Raw genomic sequence first — 14,947 nt, 5'->3', positions numbered from 1 at the left:
CCGGGCACTGCCGTCGTCGGCGCTTTCGGGGACACGTAGACTTCGTGCCATGGCGAGGAAGGAACCTGCAGCGGACGCTGCGAATCCCGGGCGACTGAAGCAGATCGCTCTGACCTACAAGATGACCCGCAAGGCCGACAAGAAGATCGGTCTTGTGCTCGCGGGTGTCGGCATCGTCGTCTTCGGTGTCCTCCTCGCGATCGGTTTCTTGATCGGTCACCCCATCTACGCGGGCATCCTGGGCGTGCTGCTCGCCTTCCTCGCGACGGCGATCGTCTTCGGGCGCCGGGCCGAGCGGGCGGCCTTCGGCCAGATGGAGGGCCAGCCGGGCGCTGCGGCGGCCGTGCTGGACAACATCGGCCGGGGTTGGACGACGACACCCGCGGTGGCGATGAACCGCAACCAGGACGTGGTGCACCGCGCGGTCGGCAAGGCCGGCATCGTGCTGGTCGCGGAGGGCAACCCGAACCGGGTGAAGTCCCTGCTCGCGGCCGAGAAGAAGAAGATGAACCGCATCGTCGCCGACGTGCCCGTGCACGACCTGGTCGTGGGCACCGGCGAGGGCCAGGTCGAGCTGAAGAAGCTGCGCACGACCATGCTCAAGCTGCCCCGCGTCCTGAGCGGCCCGCAGGTCACCGTGACCAACGACCGGCTGCGCGCCCTGGGCGACCTGATGAGCAACATGCCGCTGCCCAAGGGCCCGATGCCGAAGGGCATGCGCATGCCCAAGGGCGGCAACCCCAGGGGACGCTGACCCGTAGGACTCCGATACGCCGGTACGGCGATGGGGCGCCCGGATCACTCCGGGCGCCCCATCGCCGTACCGGCGTCGTACCGCCTGCCTCGTACCGTCTGCCTTCTACCGCCGGCGTCGCGCTGTCCGCGTCGCGGTGACGGCGTCGTGCCGTCCGTGTCGCGGTGACGGCGTCGTGCCGTCCGTGTCGTGCCGTCCGTGTCGCGCCGTCCGCTAGATCCGCACTTCCACGGTGCGCGCCAGCCGGTCGTGCAGGCCCCGGCCGTCGCGGTCCCAGATCAGCGCCGGGAGGGCGACGCACAGCAGGGCCGAGCGCAGCAGGGCACGCAGGGGACTCGGGCGGCCCGTCCCCAGGTCCAGCACGCGCAGGCGGAAGAGGCGCTTGCCCGGGGTGAAGCCGACCGTACCGACGGTCAGCACGCTCAGCACGAAGAAGATCAGCAGGGCCCAGTTGCCGGTCGCCTGGTCGTAGCCGTCCGTGATCAGGCCGTATGCGATCAGGAGGCACAGGGCCCAGTCGACGGCCAGGGCGCCGATCCGCCGGCCCGGGCGGGCGATCGAGCCCGGTCCCTCCTCGGGCAGACCGAGCTGCTCACCCCGGTATCCGAGATCGGCGCCGGCCTCTTCGATGGCCGCGCGCGGCCCGGAAAGCCACGATCCGATTGCTTGCCTGTTGTCCACCCGTCCACGGTACTGCGGCCGTATATGACCGAAGGACGGAGGGTGGGCGCAGGGGCCGCGGGGCGGCGTACGGCGGGGTGTGGCGGGCCCGGATGAGGCCTAGGCTGGAACCGAGCCGGTTAACTTCTGCGAAACAAATGGGTCACGCCCGAGAAATCACCCGTCCCTAGGGTCGAGGAAGCGTGTGCCACCCGCACTGGCCGCACGAACGATCTACCACCCCGGCGGGACGGTCGGGAGTAGGAGGAGCTGGATGTTCCAGAACGCCGACGACGTCAAGAAGTACATCGCAGACGAGGACGTCAAGTTCGTCGACGTCCGGTTCTGCGACCTGCCGGGCGTCATGCAGCACTTCACGTTGCCCGCCGCGGCGTTCGACCCCGACGACGAGCAGGCCTTCGACGGCTCCTCGATCCGCGGCTTCCAGGCCATCCACGAGTCGGACATGTCGCTGCGCCCCGACCTGTCCACCGCGCGCCTCGACCCGTTCCGCCGGGACAAGACCCTCAACATCAACTTCTTCATCCACGACCCGATCACGGGCGAGCAGTACTCCCGCGACCCGCGGAACGTGGCGAAGAAGGCCGAGGCCTACCTCGCCTCCACGGGCATCGCCGACACGGCGTTCTTCGGCCCGGAGGCGGAGTTCTACGTCTTCGACTCCGTCCGCTTCGCCACCAGCGCGAACGAGTCCTTCTACCACATCGACTCCGAGGCCGGCGCCTGGAACACCGGTGCCCTGGAGGACAACCGCGGTTACAAGGTCCGCTACAAGGGCGGTTACTTCCCGGTCCCGCCGGTCGACCACTTCGCCGACCTGCGCGCCGAGATCTCCCTGGAGCTGGAGCGGTCCGGCCTCCAGGTCGAGCGCCAGCACCACGAGGTGGGCACCGCGGGCCAGGCGGAGATCAACTACAAGTTCAACACGCTGCTCGCCGCGGCCGACGACCTCCAGCTCTTCAAGTACATCGTGAAGAACGTGGCCTGGAAGAACGGCAAGACGGCGACCTTCATGCCGAAGCCGATCTTCGGCGACAACGGCTCGGGCATGCACGTCCACCAGTCGCTGTGGTCGGGCGGCGACCCGCTCTTCTACGACGAGCAGGGCTACGCCGGCCTGTCGGACATGGCCCGCTACTACATCGGCGGCATCCTCAAGCACGCCCCGTCGCTGCTGGCCTTCACCAACCCGACGGTGAACTCCTACCACCGCCTGGTGCCGGGCTTCGAGGCGCCGGTGAACCTGGTGTACTCGCAGCGCAACCGCTCGGCCGCGATGCGTATCCCGATCACGGGCTCGAACCCGAAGGCCAAGCGCGTCGAGTTCCGCGCGCCGGACGCCTCCGGAAACCCGTACCTGGCCTTCTCGGCCCTGCTGCTGGCGGGCCTGGACGGCATCAAGAACAAGATCGAGCCGGCCGAGCCGATCGACAAGGACCTCTACGAGCTGGCTCCCGAGGAGCACGCGAACGTGGCGCAGGTCCCGACCTCCCTCGGCGCGGTCCTCGACCGCCTGGAGGCCGACCACGAGTTCCTCCTCCAGGGCGACGTCTTCACGCCGGACCTGATCGAGACGTGGATCGACTTCAAGCGCGCGAACGAGATCGCGCCGCTGCAGCTACGTCCGCACCCGCACGAGTTCGAGATGTACTTCGACGTGTGACCGACGCCCGGGTCCGGCCCGGGTCGTCCGACGCCCCCGTCTCCTGCTCGCCAGGGACGGGGGCGTCGTCGTTGGCCGAAAAGCTTTCCAGAGGGAACCCGGCCCGGGATCATGTTTACTGACACGGTTGTTCGAGTCAGGGGACGGGGAGAGGGACCGGACATGTCCGATCGGGACGAAGAGGAACGCGAGTTCGACATCAAGTGGGCGGACGGTGCCGAGCACAAGGAACCCTCCGCACGCGCCCGTATGCTCGCGGCGCGCTGGAAGGAGAACCCGCCCGGACCGGTCCCCTTCCGCGCCGACCCCGAGCACGTGGGGTCCGGACGCCGGTCGTCGTGGGTGTCCACCGCCGTGGTGCTGGGCTGCGTGGCCGCGCTGATCGTCCTGCTCGGGTACGCCAACTTCCGGGCGTCCTACTAGGCCGCACAGCGGGCCGCGGCCCGGCGTTGTCAGTGGTGCCGGACAGGATGGCCGTACCGAGGACGCGACAGGCGGGTGGAGGCCGGTATGGGTGAGGGACCGCGGCACATCGGGACGGCGGAGCGGCGGGACCGGCTCGCGCTGCGGCAGCGGCTTGCGGGACCGTCCCGGGCGGAGAGCCCGGAGGAGGTCGCCGGTTCGCTGGTCGCGCTGCACGGCACGGACCCCGCGACGGTGTACCTGGCGGTCGGCGCACGGCTGGCGGACGCGGCGAAGACCGTGGGTGATACGGAGCGGGCGCTGTACGAGGACGGGACACTGGTCCGGATGCACGGCATGCGGCACACCGTGTTCGTGTTCCCGACGGAGCTGACGGCGGTCGTGCACGCCTCGACCGGTCGCACCGTCGCCGCCCGCGAGCGGGCCACGTTGCTCAGGAACATGGCGGAGGCCGGGGCGCCGGACGCGGCCTGGCTGACGGAGGTCGAGGAGTCGGCGCTGGCCGCGCTGGCCCGGCGCGGCCAGGCCACGGCGGCCGAGCTGGCCCGGGACGAGCCGCGCCTGAAGGAGCAGTTCGTCTACGCGGCCGGGAAGAGCTACGAGGGCGTGCACACCGTCTCCACCCGGCTGCTCAAGGTGCTGGGCGTGGAGGGCAAGGTCGTCCGGGGCCGGCCGCTGGGCTCGTGGACGTCCGGCCAGTTCCGCTGGGCGCCGGCGCCCGAGCATCCCGCGCTGGACCCGGCCGAGGCGCAGGCGGAGCTGCTGCGGCGGTGGCTGGCGGCGTGCGGGCCGGCCACCGAGGAAGACCTGAAGTGGTGGACGGGGTGGCGCGTGACGGAGGTGCGCCGGGCGCTGGCCGCGATCGGCGCGGAGACGGTGTCACTGGACGAGGGCACCGGGTACGTCGTCGCGGGTGACGCCGGTCCGGTCGCCGGACCTCCCGAACCGTGGGCGGCGCTGCTGCCCGCGCTGGACCCGACCGCGATGGGCCGGCGGCAGCGGGACTGGTACCTCGCGCCCGAGCTGCGGCCGATGCTGTTCGACCGCAGCGGCAACGTGGGGCCGACGGTGTGGTGGAACGGCCGCGTGATCGGCGGCTGGGCCCAGCGGGCCGACGGCGAGATCGTCTGGCGGGTGCCGGCCGGCGAGGGGATCGGCCGCGACGCGGAGAGTGCGATCGCGGCGGAGGCGGAGCGGCTGGCGTCCTGGGTGGGGACGACACGGGTCACTCCGCGGTTCCGGACTCCCCTGGAGCGGGAGCTGTCGGCATAGGCACGCTCACGCGGCGCCGGACGGCTCCTCGACGCCGGGCCGGGAATCCCGGCCCGCCGGGTGGCCACCTTCTCGCTCCCCTCTGGTGAGACCGGGGACGAGGCCGACGGGGCCAACGAGGCCGTGCAGGCGGAGCCGGGTTTCCCTCCGGGGGCGGCAGCCCCCGAAGACCGCGACAGCGACGCCGGGCGCCCGCAACGAGCGGCACCCGGCGCCACCGCTCACCGCGAGTACCGCATCAGCGCCCGCACCATGTGGCACGTCGTGTCCGACGGCGGGTGGACGCCGATCGTCTCGGCGGCGCTGCGTATCCTCTCGTTGCGCGCCTGGTTCGGCAGGTACACGCCGGAGTCGAGCAGGGCGATGGCGAGCCGCATCGCCTTGAGCCGGCGGTTGTGCGTGACGTACCACTCACGGGGTCGGCCCGCCGGCAGCGGACGCTTCTCCACGGGTTCGTACGGCAGGTCGAGCAGGACGGGCCGCTTGGCGGTGGACTGGGTGGGCAACGGCTTCGGCTTCAGTGCGGCAGCGGGCACGGGCATCCTCCTGTCGCGGTCAGGGCGCCGTCCGGACCTCCCGGCGACACCCTCGAACACTGCTTCTATTTTACCGCCCACCACTGACAAAAGCCCCTGGCCACAAGGGCTTTCGGGGTCCCTGTGACGCACGGGGTGAACGAGTTTTCGCACCCCCCGGGCTACCGTGTGCGGCATGGAGATCTGGATCAACCCGGCCTGTTCCAAGTGCCGCAGCGCGATCAGCCTGCTCGACGCCGAGGGCGCCGACTACACCGTCCGCCGCTACCTGGAGGACGTACCGAGCGAGGACGAGATCCGCGAGGTGCTCACCCGCCTCGGCCTGGAGCCGTGGGACATCACCCGCACCCAGGAGGCCGCCGCGAAGGAACTGGGCCTGAAGGACTGGCCCCGTGACGAGGCGTCACGCGACCGCTGGGTCCGGGCGCTGGCCGAGCACCCGAAGCTGATCCAGCGTCCGATCATCACGGCGGACGACGGAACGGCCGTCGTGGGCCGCACCGACGAGGCGGTCCGGGATGTTCTGTCCCGTTAGCCGATGACTTGTCGGGCGCCGGGACTCAACACCGTCCGCGCTGTTACCCTGCGCCGCCATGACCCACGATGATCAAGGAATGCAGCACGGGCAGCACGGGCAGCACGGCGCGCACGACCGGGCCGCGCAGTACGGGCAGCAGCCGCAGTACGGGCAGTACGGGCAGGAGCCGCAGTACGGGCAGTACGGGCAGCAGCCTCCCTACGGCCCAATCGGCCCGTACGGCCCCGCGGCGGCCACGGCCGCCCGGGAGGCCGAACAGCAACGCATACGCAGACGCCGCCGCACCCGGGTCGCGGTGGTCACGGGAACGGGTGGTGTCCTCGCCGCGGCCATCGTCGCCGGCACCCTGATGTACACGGGTGGCGATGACGGTGACGACCGGGCCGCGCCGTCGTCCGCCACGGCGTCCGCCACGGCCGCCGCCGTCCCCTCCGTCTCCGCCGCCCCGCCCTCCGACGCGCCCTCCGCCCTGCCCTCACTGCTCGCACGCCCGGTGGTGCGTCCGGAGCAGGCCTTCCCGGAGACGAGCGTGCGCCTGTCCGACGGCTCCCGGTACAAGCGCGTCGACCTGGCCACCACCACCGAGTGCGCGCAGGGCATGTCCCCGGAGCTCGCCGCCCTGGTCGACCAGGGCGAGGGCTGCCTGCGGCTCACCGCGGCCCTCTTCACGGACGCCGAGCGGCGCTCGCAGGTGAGCGTGACCGTGGCGAGCTTCGTGCGCGCGGAGGACGCCGGGACGGTGTTCGCGATGGCTTCCATGGACCCGGTGACGTACCAGACGGTCTCGCTCGACCCGCCGCCCGAGGCAGGGCTGCCGACGGTGCCGCCCGGGTCGGCCGGCGTCTTCCGGCGGCTGATGACCGTGCGGTCGGTGGTGTTCTCGAACGGCCAGTGGGGCGACGGGGCGGAAACCGGGGAGGAGGCGCTCACCCGGCAGACGGAGGGCCTGCTCCAGTACGCCAACGACAACGTGGTGGCGTACGAGGAGGGCGGGGTGTGACACGGGTTACCCGCGCGTGCCGGCACGACCGCTGAGCAACTTCGTTCGGTATCCCGTACATAACGGCGTACGCTTCCCCACCTCTTCAGGAGACGCGCATGTCGCGCAGGAAAACTCTCGGTACGAAGAAGAAGGTCGCGCTGCTGGTCGGCGCGGCGGCGGTGGCCGGCGGCGGGGCGTTCGTGACGGCGAACGCCTCGAACGCCGCGCAGACCACCCAGAACGCGCGGACGACGTCCGCCCAGGACTCCTCCGTCTGCCAGGGCCTGGCCACGGCGCTCGGCAACAACCAGCGGTTCATCGACGGCCAGCGGGCCGCTCCCGACGCGCAGTCGGAGGCCAGGATCGCCAACCGCGAGGCTGTCATCGCGGAGATCGAGCGCAAGCAGGAGGCGTCCGGGTGCGCGGTCGGGGAGTCGGCTCAGGACTCCCAGGCCACCCAGCCGCCGCAGGGCGGCCCGCAAGCCGGGCAGGACACCGGGCAGGACACCGGGCAGGAGGCGGGCCGGGAAGCCGGGGAGCAGGCCGGAGGCGCCGGCCAGGCAGGCGAGGAGGTCTGCGACGGCTCCACCGTCACCCTCTCCGGCGAGGGCGGCGCACCCGCCGCCTCCAGCAACCAGTTCCCGGTCGGCACCAAGCTGAAGGTGACCAACCTGGACAACGACAAGTCCACGACGGTTGAGGTCGATTCCGTCTCCGGTAGCTGCGTACTGCTCAACAACGCGGCGTTCGAGCAGGTCCGCGAGCAGGGCAAGTTCCTCGTCCGGCGGGCACTCGTCGAGAGGGTGGGGTGAGTCTCGGCCACCCGGCGGAGCGGGGAAGTCACGGAGGCGGCGGCCGCGGACGGGCGGGAGCCGTGGGAGACGCGCCACACCGACCCCAGGTAACACGGGGTTCACAAACGGGCAACGGACGGGAAATCGCCTGTTGGCACGCTGCACGGCAGTAGTCGCGGCGCCCAGTGCCGCAGCGCCGCAGCACCCGCAGTGCGCCCGGACCCACCCCGAAGGATGTGTCACCGTGACCTTCAAGGCCGAGTACATCTGGATCGACGGCACCGAGCCGACGGCCAAGCTCCGTTCCAAGACGAAGATCATCACGGACGCCCCCGCCGGCCTGGACACCCTGCCGATCTGGGGCTTCGACGGTTCCTCCACCAACCAGGCCGAGGGCAGCTCCTCGGACTGCGTGCTCAAGCCGGTCTTCTCCTGCCCCGACCCGATCCGCGGCGGCGACGACATCCTGGTGCTGTGCGAGGTCCTCGACACGGACATGACCCCGCACCCGAGCAACACCCGCGCCGCGCTGGCCGAGCTCTCCGAGCGCTTCGCCGCGCAGGAGCCGATCTTCGGCATCGAGCAGGAGTACACGTTCTTCAAGGGCGCCCGCCCGCTCGGCTTCCCCGAGGGCGGCTTCCCGGCCGCGCAGGGCGGCTACTACTGCGGTGTCGGCTCGGACGAGATCTTCGGCCGTGACGTCGTCGAGGCGCACCTGGAGAACTGCCTGAAGGCCGGCCTCGGCATCTCCGGCATCAACGCCGAGGTCATGCCGGGCCAGTGGGAGTTCCAGGTCGGCCCGCTGTCGCCGCTGGAGGTCTCCGACCAGCTCTGGGTGGCCCGTTGGCTGCTCTACCGCACGGCCGAGGACTTCGAGGTCTCCGCCACCCTGGACCCCAAGCCGGTCAAGGGCGACTGGAACGGCGCCGGTGCGCACACCAACTTCTCCACCAAGGCGATGCGCGAGGGCTACGAGGCGATCATCACCGCGGCCGAGTCGCTCGGCGAGGGCTCCAAGCCGCTCGACCACGTCAAGAACTACGGTGCCGGCATCGACGACCGACTGACCGGCCTGCACGAGACGGCCCCGTGGAACGAGTACTCCTACGGCGTCTCCGACCGCGGTGCCTCGGTCCGCATCCCGTGGCAGGTCGAGAAGGACGGCAAGGGCTACATCGAGGACCGCCGTCCGAACGCCAACGTCGACCCGTACGTGGTGACCCGCCTGCTGGTGGACACCTGCTGCACGGCGCTGGAGAAGGCCGGCCAGGTCTGATCCGGCCCGGCTCCGGCGAAGGGGCGTCCACCACGTCGGTGGGCGCCCCTTCGCGCCGCCGTCACGACCCGCGCCGCCGTCAGGCCCGCCACCACCGTCAGGCCCGCCACCGTCAGGCCCGCCACCGTCATGACTCGCCGCCGTCATGACTCGCCGCCGTCATGACTCGCCACCGTCGTGACCCGCCGCCGTCGTGACCCGCCGCCGTCGTGATCGCGTTGTCAGTGGCGCGTGCCATCGTGGAGGGCATGGAGATCGACGGGGACCTCGCCATCAGGGTCGAGACGGAGAACTGGCAGACGCACACCGGGATCCGGGCGGCCGCGCTGCGCGAGCTGGTGACACGGATCGGCGGCACCGGCGACCGTTACCTGGTCGTCCAGCGGATACCGGACATCCCCGACGTGTTCGCGCAGGTGTGGCACGAGGAGGGCGGGGACTACCGGCTGGAGCACCGGGCCGCCGAGGAAGCGTTCTTCGGCACGGCCCTCGGCGATCCCGGCCGCGTGGCGGACCTCCTGACCGGCTGGGCACGCCAGGAGACCGGCTGGGACACCGGCGTCGACTGGGAGCCGATCGACCTCGGTCCGCAGCAGGAGGTGCCGGAACTGCCCGAGGAGGTCCGGGAGAAGGTCGAGCGGCGGGTGCGGGAGCGGCTGCGCTGCGGCTACGACGGCCGCGGGTCCCTGGCCGAGATCGCCGAGGACTTCCTGACCGGCGGTGACCACGGGGAGCGGCCGGTGTCCAAGGCCCAGGCAAGGCGGCTGGTGGACCGGCTGTGGCTGGAACGGCTCGCGGAGCAGGAGTGCTGGGACGACGGCGCCACCGACCCCGACCGGGTCACCCGGGTCTTCGGGACGCTGGACGCGGCCGGGATCACCGCCCGGGAGGACTTCGCGTGCTGCCGCGGCTGCGGCATGGCGGAGATAGGCGCGGAGCGCGCGGGCGCGCGGGGCTTCGTCTTCTTCCACCGGCAGAGCACGGAGAGTGCGGCCGAGGGGTACGGACTCACCTTGCACTACGGCGGTTTCGACGGTTCCGAGGACACCACCACGGCGGTCGGACACGAGGTCGTGGCGGCGTTCACGGCGGCCGGGCTGGCCACGCGATGGGACGGCGATCCGGGCCGGGCCATCACCGTCACGCCGCTGAACTGGCGCAAACGGCTGGTGGGCTGACCGGTTCGGTGTCGGCTCCACGCCGGAGCGACGCCCACGCAGCAGGAGGCCCCGGTAAGCGCCGCCCACGAGGCGCTTGGCCTTAGCTGTCGGCAGACGGGTGTTCCCTCCGTCCGGCGCGCCGGGCACAGTGATCCGCATGAGGCTACTGGTGCTGGGCGGTACGGAGTTCGTGGGGCGGGCCGTGGTGGAGGCGGCGCTCGGGCGCGGCTGGGAGGTGACCGTCTTCCACCGCGGGCGGCACGCCCCGCCGGACGGGGTGCGGTCGCTGCACGGCGACCGCACCGAACCCGACGGGCTGACCGCCCTGTCCGACGGCACGTGGGACGCCGTCGTCGACACCTGGTCGGCGGCGCCCCGCGCGGTGCGGGACGCGGCGCGGCTGCTGCGGGGCCGCGCCGGCCGGTACGTGTACGTGTCGAGCTGCTCGGTGTACGCCTGGGCCCCGCCCGCCGGGTACGCCGAGGACGCGCCGCTCGTCGAGGGCGCCTCGGCGGACGCCGGGCCGAGCGACTACGCCCGGGACAAGCGGGGCGCCGAGCTGGCCGTCCGGGACGCCTTCGGCCCGGACCGTTCGGTGCTCGTCAGGGCCGGGCTGATCCTCGGCCCGTACGAGAACATCGGGCGGCTGCCGTGGTGGCTGAACCGCGTCGCACGCGGCGGCCCGGTGCTCGCGCCGGGCCCGCGGGACCTCCCCCTCCAGTACGTCGACGTCCGCGACCTCGCCGCCTGGGTCCTGGGCGCGGTGGAGCAGGAGCTGAGCGGACCGTACAACCTGGTCTCCCCGCCCGGGCACACCACCATGGGCGCCCTGCTCGACGCCTGCGCGGCGGCCACGGGCGGCGCCGCCGAGCTGCGCTGGACCGCCCCGGAAGCCGTTCTCGCCGCCGGCCTCGAACCGTGGGGGCAGTTGCCCGTGTGGACACCGCCCGGCAGCGACCTGCACGACGCCCTGCAGAGCGCGGACGTGTCCCGGGCGCTGGCGACGGGCCTGAGCTGCCGCCCGGTCGGCGACACCGTCACCGACACCTGGGCCTGGCTGCGGGACATCGGCGGCACGGCGCCGCAGCGCCCGGACCGGCCGCCGGTCGGCCTGGACCCGGAGACGGAGGCGAAGGTGCTCGCGGGCGGCGGGAGCGGACCCGGCGGTGGTGTACCTGGCACCACCCCCTGACCGGGGGCCGGGCCCAGTGCCCCGCGCCGTCGGCTCCGCGAGACTTGCGGCATGAACCTCGAGACGAAGAGCGACGGCCGGCGCACCGGCCGGAGGACCCGGACGCGGGGTGTGGCACTGTCCGCCGGGCGCGGACTCGCACTCGCGCTGATCGCCCTGCCCGGCGCGGTGCTGTGCTTCTGCCTGACCCTCGTGTCCGTCGCCCTCGTCCCGGTCGGGATCGGCATCGTCACCACACCCTGGGTCCTGACCGGCGTGCGGGCGTTCGCGGACCGGCGGCGGCTGCTCGCCGCCGAGTGGGGCGGCGTGCGGATCCAGCGGGCGTACCGGCCGCTGCCCGAGGACGCCAATCCGTGGGGGCGTACCTTCGGGATGCTGCGCGACCCGGCGACCTGGCGGGACTTCCTGTGGCTGCCGGCCGACATGACGGCCGGCTTCGTCACCGCGCTGCTGGCCTTCGCGCTGCCGCTCTACCCGCTGGAGGGCTTCGCGATCGCGGCCGGGCTGTGGCGGGTCCTGCCCGACGGGTACTGGTACGGCTTCGTCCGGGTCACCGACCAGAGCTCCGCCTTCTACGCCGCGGGCCTCGGCGCCGTGCTCCTCGTCGTCGCCCTCTGGCTCGCCCCGCGCCTGCTGCGGGCGCACTTCCGGCTCACCGCCGCCCTTCTCGGCTCCGGGCAGGGCGAACTGGCCGAACGGGTGCGCGTGCTGACCGAGACCCGCCGCGACGCCGTCGACACCTCCGCCGCCGAACTGCGCCGCATCGAGCGGGACCTGCACGACGGGGCGCAGGCCCGGCTGGTCGCCATGGGCATGGACCTCGGGACGATCGAGGCACTGCTGGAGAAGGACCCGGCGAAGGCCCGGGAACTGCTCGCGCAGGCCCGCCGGTCCTCCGCCGACGCCCTGACCGAGCTGCGCGAGCTGGTGCGCGGCATCCACCCGCCGGTGCTCGCCGAACGCGGCCTCGGGGACGCCGTACGCGCCCTGGTGCTGCGGCTGCCCGTCGCCGCCGAGGTCGACGTGGAACTGCCCGGCCGCGCCGAGGCACCCGTGGAGTCCGCCGCGTACTTCGCGGTCAGCGAGATCCTCACCAACACCGTGAAGCACTCCGGCGCCGACCGGGTCTGGATCGACATGCACCACGACCAGGGGCGGCTGCGCGTCGCCGTCACCGATAACGGCCGGGGCGGCGCGGTGACCGGAGCGGGGTCGGGGCTGGCCGGGGTGGAGCGCCGGCTGGGTACATTCGACGGCGTCCTGGCCGTCAGCTCGCCCGTCGGCGGCCCCACCATGGTCACCATGGAGATCCCTTGCGCGTTGTCCTAGCCGAAGACCTGTTCCTGCTGCGCGACGGGCTGGTCCGGCTGCTGGAGGCCCACGACTTCGAGATCGCCGCGGCCGTCGAGACCGGTCCCGAGCTGTCCCGGGCGCTGGCCGAACTCGAGCCGGACGTCGCCGTCGTCGACGTACGCCTGCCGCCCACGCTGACCGACGAGGGCCTGCAGTGCGCACTCGAGGCCCGCCGCAGGCGGCCGGGAATGCCGGTTCTGGTGCTCTCCCAGCACGTGGAGCAGTTGTACGCCCGGGAGCTGCTCGCCGACGGCAGCGGCGGGGTCGGGTACCTGCTCAAGGACCGGGTGTTCGACGCGGAGCAGTTCGTGGACGCGGTACGGCGGGTGGCGGCGGGCGGTACGGCGATGGACCCGCAGGTCATCCAGCAGCTCCTGAGCCGGCGTGCGGCGGAGGACCGGCCGCTGGAGCGGCTGACGCCCCGCGAGCTGGAGGTGCTGGAGCTGATGGCGCAGGGGCGGACCAACGCGGCGATCGCCGGCCGGCTCGTCGTCACGGAGCGGGCGATCGCGAAGCACACCGCGAACATCTTCGCGAAGTTGAGCCTCGAGGTTTCGGACGACGACAACCGCCGTGTGCTGGCGGTTCTGGCGTATCTGGACCGCGGCCGCTGACCTCGCCGGCCTCACAGGACCCATCAATTCCGCAGACGACTGAACACCCCCGGGACGGCCTCCGTATGGAAGGGAGCCGCTTCACTCCTGTCGGGCGCCCTCGATGCCCCGCAAGGAAGTCAGAGGAGTTCCATGGGACGCAACACAAGAAAACGCCGTACGCCGCTGGCCACCAAGGTCGTTGCCGGGGCGGCGGCCCTGGCGGTCGGCGGGGGCGGGCTGGTCTGGGCCAACTTCTACGCCTCGGCGCACGAGGAGAATCCGGGGCACAACCGGACGAGGTCCGCCGCCGCGCAGGTGGCGACGATCGACTGTCCGGACGTCGGCCAGCAGCTCTCCGACGTGCCGGACCGGGCGCGCGGGGAGGTCGACGGCGAACTGGCCACGATGGACAGCCAGATCACCGAAGCTTACAAGCGCCTCGCCACCACGCGACGGGCGCAGGCGGGTGACGCGCAGTTCGTCCAGAACGCCATTCTCGGCCCGCTCAAGGACCGCCGAAAGGCGATCATCGACCGGATCCAGCTAGAGATCAACCGGGCCGGCGGCCAGGCCGACGACAACCTGGACGAGCTGGCCGGGTGCCAGGGGCAGCCCGCGCAACAGCCGCAGAACGGCGACGGCCAGGACAACGGCGACGGCCAGAACGGCGACGGCCAGAACGGTGACGGTCAAGGCGGTGACGGCCAGGGCCAGGACGACGGCCAGAACCAGGGCGACAACGGGAACGGAGCGGCGGGCCCCTTCGCCGAGGACTTCGTCGACATCAACGACGTCCAGCCGGGCTCGCGGGACCTGGAGAACGGCCTGGCCGCCAACGGAGAGGGCGGGTCCACGGGCTCGTTCACCGCGAACTGCGGTGTCAACGAGAACAACCTGTTCAACAGCGACAACCTGATCGTGGCCCCGGGCGTCGACAACGGCGCGCACCACACGCACGACTACGTCGGCAACCAGGACAACGACGCCTTCTCCAGTGACGAGGACCTGGCGGCCGCCGACACGTCGTGCCAGAACCAGGGTGACAAGTCCACGTACTACTGGCCGGTGCTGCGTCTCCAGGACGGCACCCAGGAGTTCGACGCGGGGGATCTGGGCGGTGGCGCCGAAGGCAACGTCGGCAAGATTCTCAAAGCCAGCGAGGCCGAGATCAAGTTCGTGGGCAACCAGCGGAGCGACGTCGTCGCCATGCCGAAGTTCCTGCGCATCATCACCGGTGACGCCAAGGCGTTCACCAATGGGGTCGCGAACGCCAACAGCTCGTTCAGTTGTACCGGCTTCGAGGACAGGCAGGTGACGGACAAGTACGTGCTCTGCCCGGAGGGCAGCCAGGTCGTGCGCACCTCCAACTTCCAGAGCTGCTGGGACGGCCAGAACATCGACAGCGCCAACCACCGTGACCACGTGGCCTTCGTCCAGCAGGACGGTAGCTGCCCGAACGGCTTCCAGGCCATTCCGCAGCTCCAGGTCCGCCTGGTGTACGACGTGCCCGCACCGACCATCGAGAACGGACAGGTGCAGAACCCGTACGCGGTGGACGGCTTCCCGGAGCAGTTGCACAAGCCGATCACCGATCACAACGACTTCATCAACGTCATGGACGAGGACCTGATGAACGAGGTGGTCGACTGCATCAACAGCGGCGAGGACTGCCAGTAGTCCTCGCGGGGGCCGCATGAGGGGGCCGGTGGCGGCATTCGCCACCGGCC

15 protein-coding genes are annotated in these 14,947 nt (G+C 71.7%); 13 read left to right on the top strand and 2 right to left on the bottom strand.

Annotation, left to right across the window (positions count from 1 at the left end; translation table 11 throughout):
* The first annotated feature begins 49 nt into the window (after positions 1 to 49).
* Positions 50 to 754, top strand: a complete 705-nt coding sequence (locus B1H29_RS26340) for a DUF4191 domain-containing protein (RefSeq protein WP_055416578.1) — start codon at positions 50 to 52, stop codon at positions 752 to 754.
* Between the two features lie 213 nt (positions 755 to 967).
* Here B1H29_RS26340 and B1H29_RS26335 read toward each other — a convergent pair whose 3' ends face one another.
* Entirely contained in the window at positions 968 to 1,435 is a 468-nt protein-coding gene (locus tag B1H29_RS26335; RefSeq protein WP_055416579.1) for an RDD family protein, read from the bottom strand.
* Positions 1,436 to 1,688: 253 nt separating this feature from the next.
* Between B1H29_RS26335 and glnA the strand changes: the two genes are divergently transcribed.
* The 3 genes from glnA (at position 1,689) to B1H29_RS26320 (ending at position 4,793) form a co-directional block, all read left to right on the top strand.
* A complete protein-coding gene (glnA, locus tag B1H29_RS26330; RefSeq protein ID WP_055416580.1) occupies positions 1,689 to 3,098 on the top strand; it encodes a type I glutamate--ammonia ligase in 1,410 nt (469 codons plus the stop codon).
* Positions 3,099 to 3,260: 162 nt separating this feature from the next.
* Positions 3,261 to 3,521 carry a hypothetical protein gene (locus B1H29_RS26325; RefSeq protein WP_055416581.1) on the top strand — a complete coding sequence of 87 codons (261 nt, stop codon included), beginning with the start codon at positions 3,261 to 3,263 and terminating at the stop codon, positions 3,519 to 3,521.
* An 87-nt stretch (positions 3,522 to 3,608) separates the two neighbouring features.
* Positions 3,609 to 4,793 carry a winged helix DNA-binding domain-containing protein gene (locus B1H29_RS26320; RefSeq protein ID WP_055416582.1) on the top strand — a complete coding sequence of 395 codons (1,185 nt, stop codon included), beginning with the start codon at positions 3,609 to 3,611 and terminating at the stop codon, positions 4,791 to 4,793.
* Between the two features lie 221 nt (positions 4,794 to 5,014).
* Here B1H29_RS26320 and B1H29_RS26315 read toward each other — a convergent pair whose 3' ends face one another.
* Positions 5,015 to 5,329: a hypothetical protein gene (locus tag B1H29_RS26315; protein ID WP_055417700.1), complete on the bottom strand. Its 315-nt coding sequence runs from the start codon at positions 5,327 to 5,329 to the stop codon at positions 5,015 to 5,017.
* Positions 5,330 to 5,504: 175 nt separating this feature from the next.
* On the opposite strand from B1H29_RS26315, the gene B1H29_RS26310 reads away from it, so the two are divergent.
* The 9 genes from B1H29_RS26310 to B1H29_RS26270 all read left to right on the top strand — a co-directional run bounded on the left by B1H29_RS26310 (position 5,505) and on the right by B1H29_RS26270 (position 14,897).
* The gene (locus B1H29_RS26310) at positions 5,505 to 5,864 is read left to right on the top strand and encodes an arsenate reductase family protein (protein WP_055416583.1); all 360 of its coding nucleotides are present in this window, start codon (positions 5,505 to 5,507) and stop codon (positions 5,862 to 5,864) included.
* Between the two features lie 58 nt (positions 5,865 to 5,922).
* A complete protein-coding gene (locus tag B1H29_RS26305) occupies positions 5,923 to 6,867 on the top strand; it encodes a hypothetical protein (protein WP_055416584.1) in 945 nt (314 codons plus the stop codon).
* A gap of 98 nt (positions 6,868 to 6,965) precedes the next feature.
* The gene (locus B1H29_RS26300; RefSeq protein ID WP_055416585.1) at positions 6,966 to 7,661 is read left to right on the top strand and encodes a hypothetical protein; all 696 of its coding nucleotides are present in this window, start codon (positions 6,966 to 6,968) and stop codon (positions 7,659 to 7,661) included.
* Between the two features lie 226 nt (positions 7,662 to 7,887).
* Complete coding sequence (gene glnII / locus B1H29_RS26295) at positions 7,888 to 8,919, top strand: glutamine synthetase (RefSeq protein ID WP_055416586.1); 1,032 nt, start codon at positions 7,888 to 7,890, stop codon at positions 8,917 to 8,919.
* A gap of 248 nt (positions 8,920 to 9,167) precedes the next feature.
* Entirely contained in the window at positions 9,168 to 10,097 is a 930-nt protein-coding gene (locus B1H29_RS26290; RefSeq protein ID WP_055416587.1) for a DUF6891 domain-containing protein, read from the top strand.
* Between the two features lie 139 nt (positions 10,098 to 10,236).
* Positions 10,237 to 11,271 (top strand): SDR family oxidoreductase, encoded by a 1,035-nt coding sequence (locus B1H29_RS26285; RefSeq protein WP_055416588.1) that lies wholly within the window; start codon positions 10,237 to 10,239, stop codon positions 11,269 to 11,271.
* Between the two features lie 51 nt (positions 11,272 to 11,322).
* A complete protein-coding gene (locus tag B1H29_RS26280; RefSeq protein WP_055416589.1) occupies positions 11,323 to 12,600 on the top strand; it encodes a sensor histidine kinase in 1,278 nt (425 codons plus the stop codon).
* Positions 12,585 to 13,238 carry a response regulator gene (locus tag B1H29_RS26275; protein WP_055416590.1) on the top strand — a complete coding sequence of 218 codons (654 nt, stop codon included), beginning with the start codon at positions 12,585 to 12,587 and terminating at the stop codon, positions 13,236 to 13,238. The genes B1H29_RS26280 and B1H29_RS26275 overlap by 16 nt, the downstream gene beginning before the upstream one ends.
* Positions 13,239 to 13,370: 132 nt before the next feature.
* Entirely contained in the window at positions 13,371 to 14,897 is a 1,527-nt protein-coding gene (locus tag B1H29_RS26270) for a DUF1996 domain-containing protein (protein ID WP_055416591.1), read from the top strand.
* The last annotated feature ends 50 nt before the right edge of the window (positions 14,898 to 14,947 follow it).

This window comes from Streptomyces pactum (genome assembly GCF_002005225.1).
Classification (GTDB): domain Bacteria; phylum Actinomycetota; class Actinomycetes; order Streptomycetales; family Streptomycetaceae; genus Streptomyces; species Streptomyces pactum_A.
Note: the sequence above shows the minus strand (reverse complement) of the source record. Positions and strands in the feature narration are given on the sequence as shown.

What these genes read in the sequence shown, in the direction of transcription:
- B1H29_RS26305 (WP_055416584.1), top strand. Translation starts at nt 5,923, where the DNA reads ATGACCCACGATGATCAAGGAATGCAGCACGGGCAGCACGGGCAGCAC.
- B1H29_RS26340 (WP_055416578.1), top strand. Translation starts at nt 50, where the DNA reads ATGGCGAGGAAGGAACCTGCAGCGGACGCTGCGAATCCCGGGCGACTG.
- glnA (WP_055416580.1), top strand. Translation starts at nt 1,689, where the DNA reads ATGTTCCAGAACGCCGACGACGTCAAGAAGTACATCGCAGACGAGGAC.
- B1H29_RS26320 (WP_055416582.1), top strand. Translation starts at nt 3,609, where the DNA reads ATGGGTGAGGGACCGCGGCACATCGGGACGGCGGAGCGGCGGGACCGG.
- B1H29_RS26270 (WP_055416591.1), top strand. Translation starts at nt 13,371, where the DNA reads ATGGGACGCAACACAAGAAAACGCCGTACGCCGCTGGCCACCAAGGTC.
- B1H29_RS26280 (WP_055416589.1), top strand. Translation starts at nt 11,323, where the DNA reads ATGAACCTCGAGACGAAGAGCGACGGCCGGCGCACCGGCCGGAGGACC.
- B1H29_RS26325 (WP_055416581.1), top strand. Translation starts at nt 3,261, where the DNA reads ATGTCCGATCGGGACGAAGAGGAACGCGAGTTCGACATCAAGTGGGCG.
- B1H29_RS26300 (WP_055416585.1), top strand. Translation starts at nt 6,966, where the DNA reads ATGTCGCGCAGGAAAACTCTCGGTACGAAGAAGAAGGTCGCGCTGCTG.
- B1H29_RS26290 (WP_055416587.1), top strand. Translation starts at nt 9,168, where the DNA reads ATGGAGATCGACGGGGACCTCGCCATCAGGGTCGAGACGGAGAACTGG.
- B1H29_RS26310 (WP_055416583.1), top strand. Translation starts at nt 5,505, where the DNA reads ATGGAGATCTGGATCAACCCGGCCTGTTCCAAGTGCCGCAGCGCGATC.
- B1H29_RS26285 (WP_055416588.1), top strand. Translation starts at nt 10,237, where the DNA reads ATGAGGCTACTGGTGCTGGGCGGTACGGAGTTCGTGGGGCGGGCCGTG.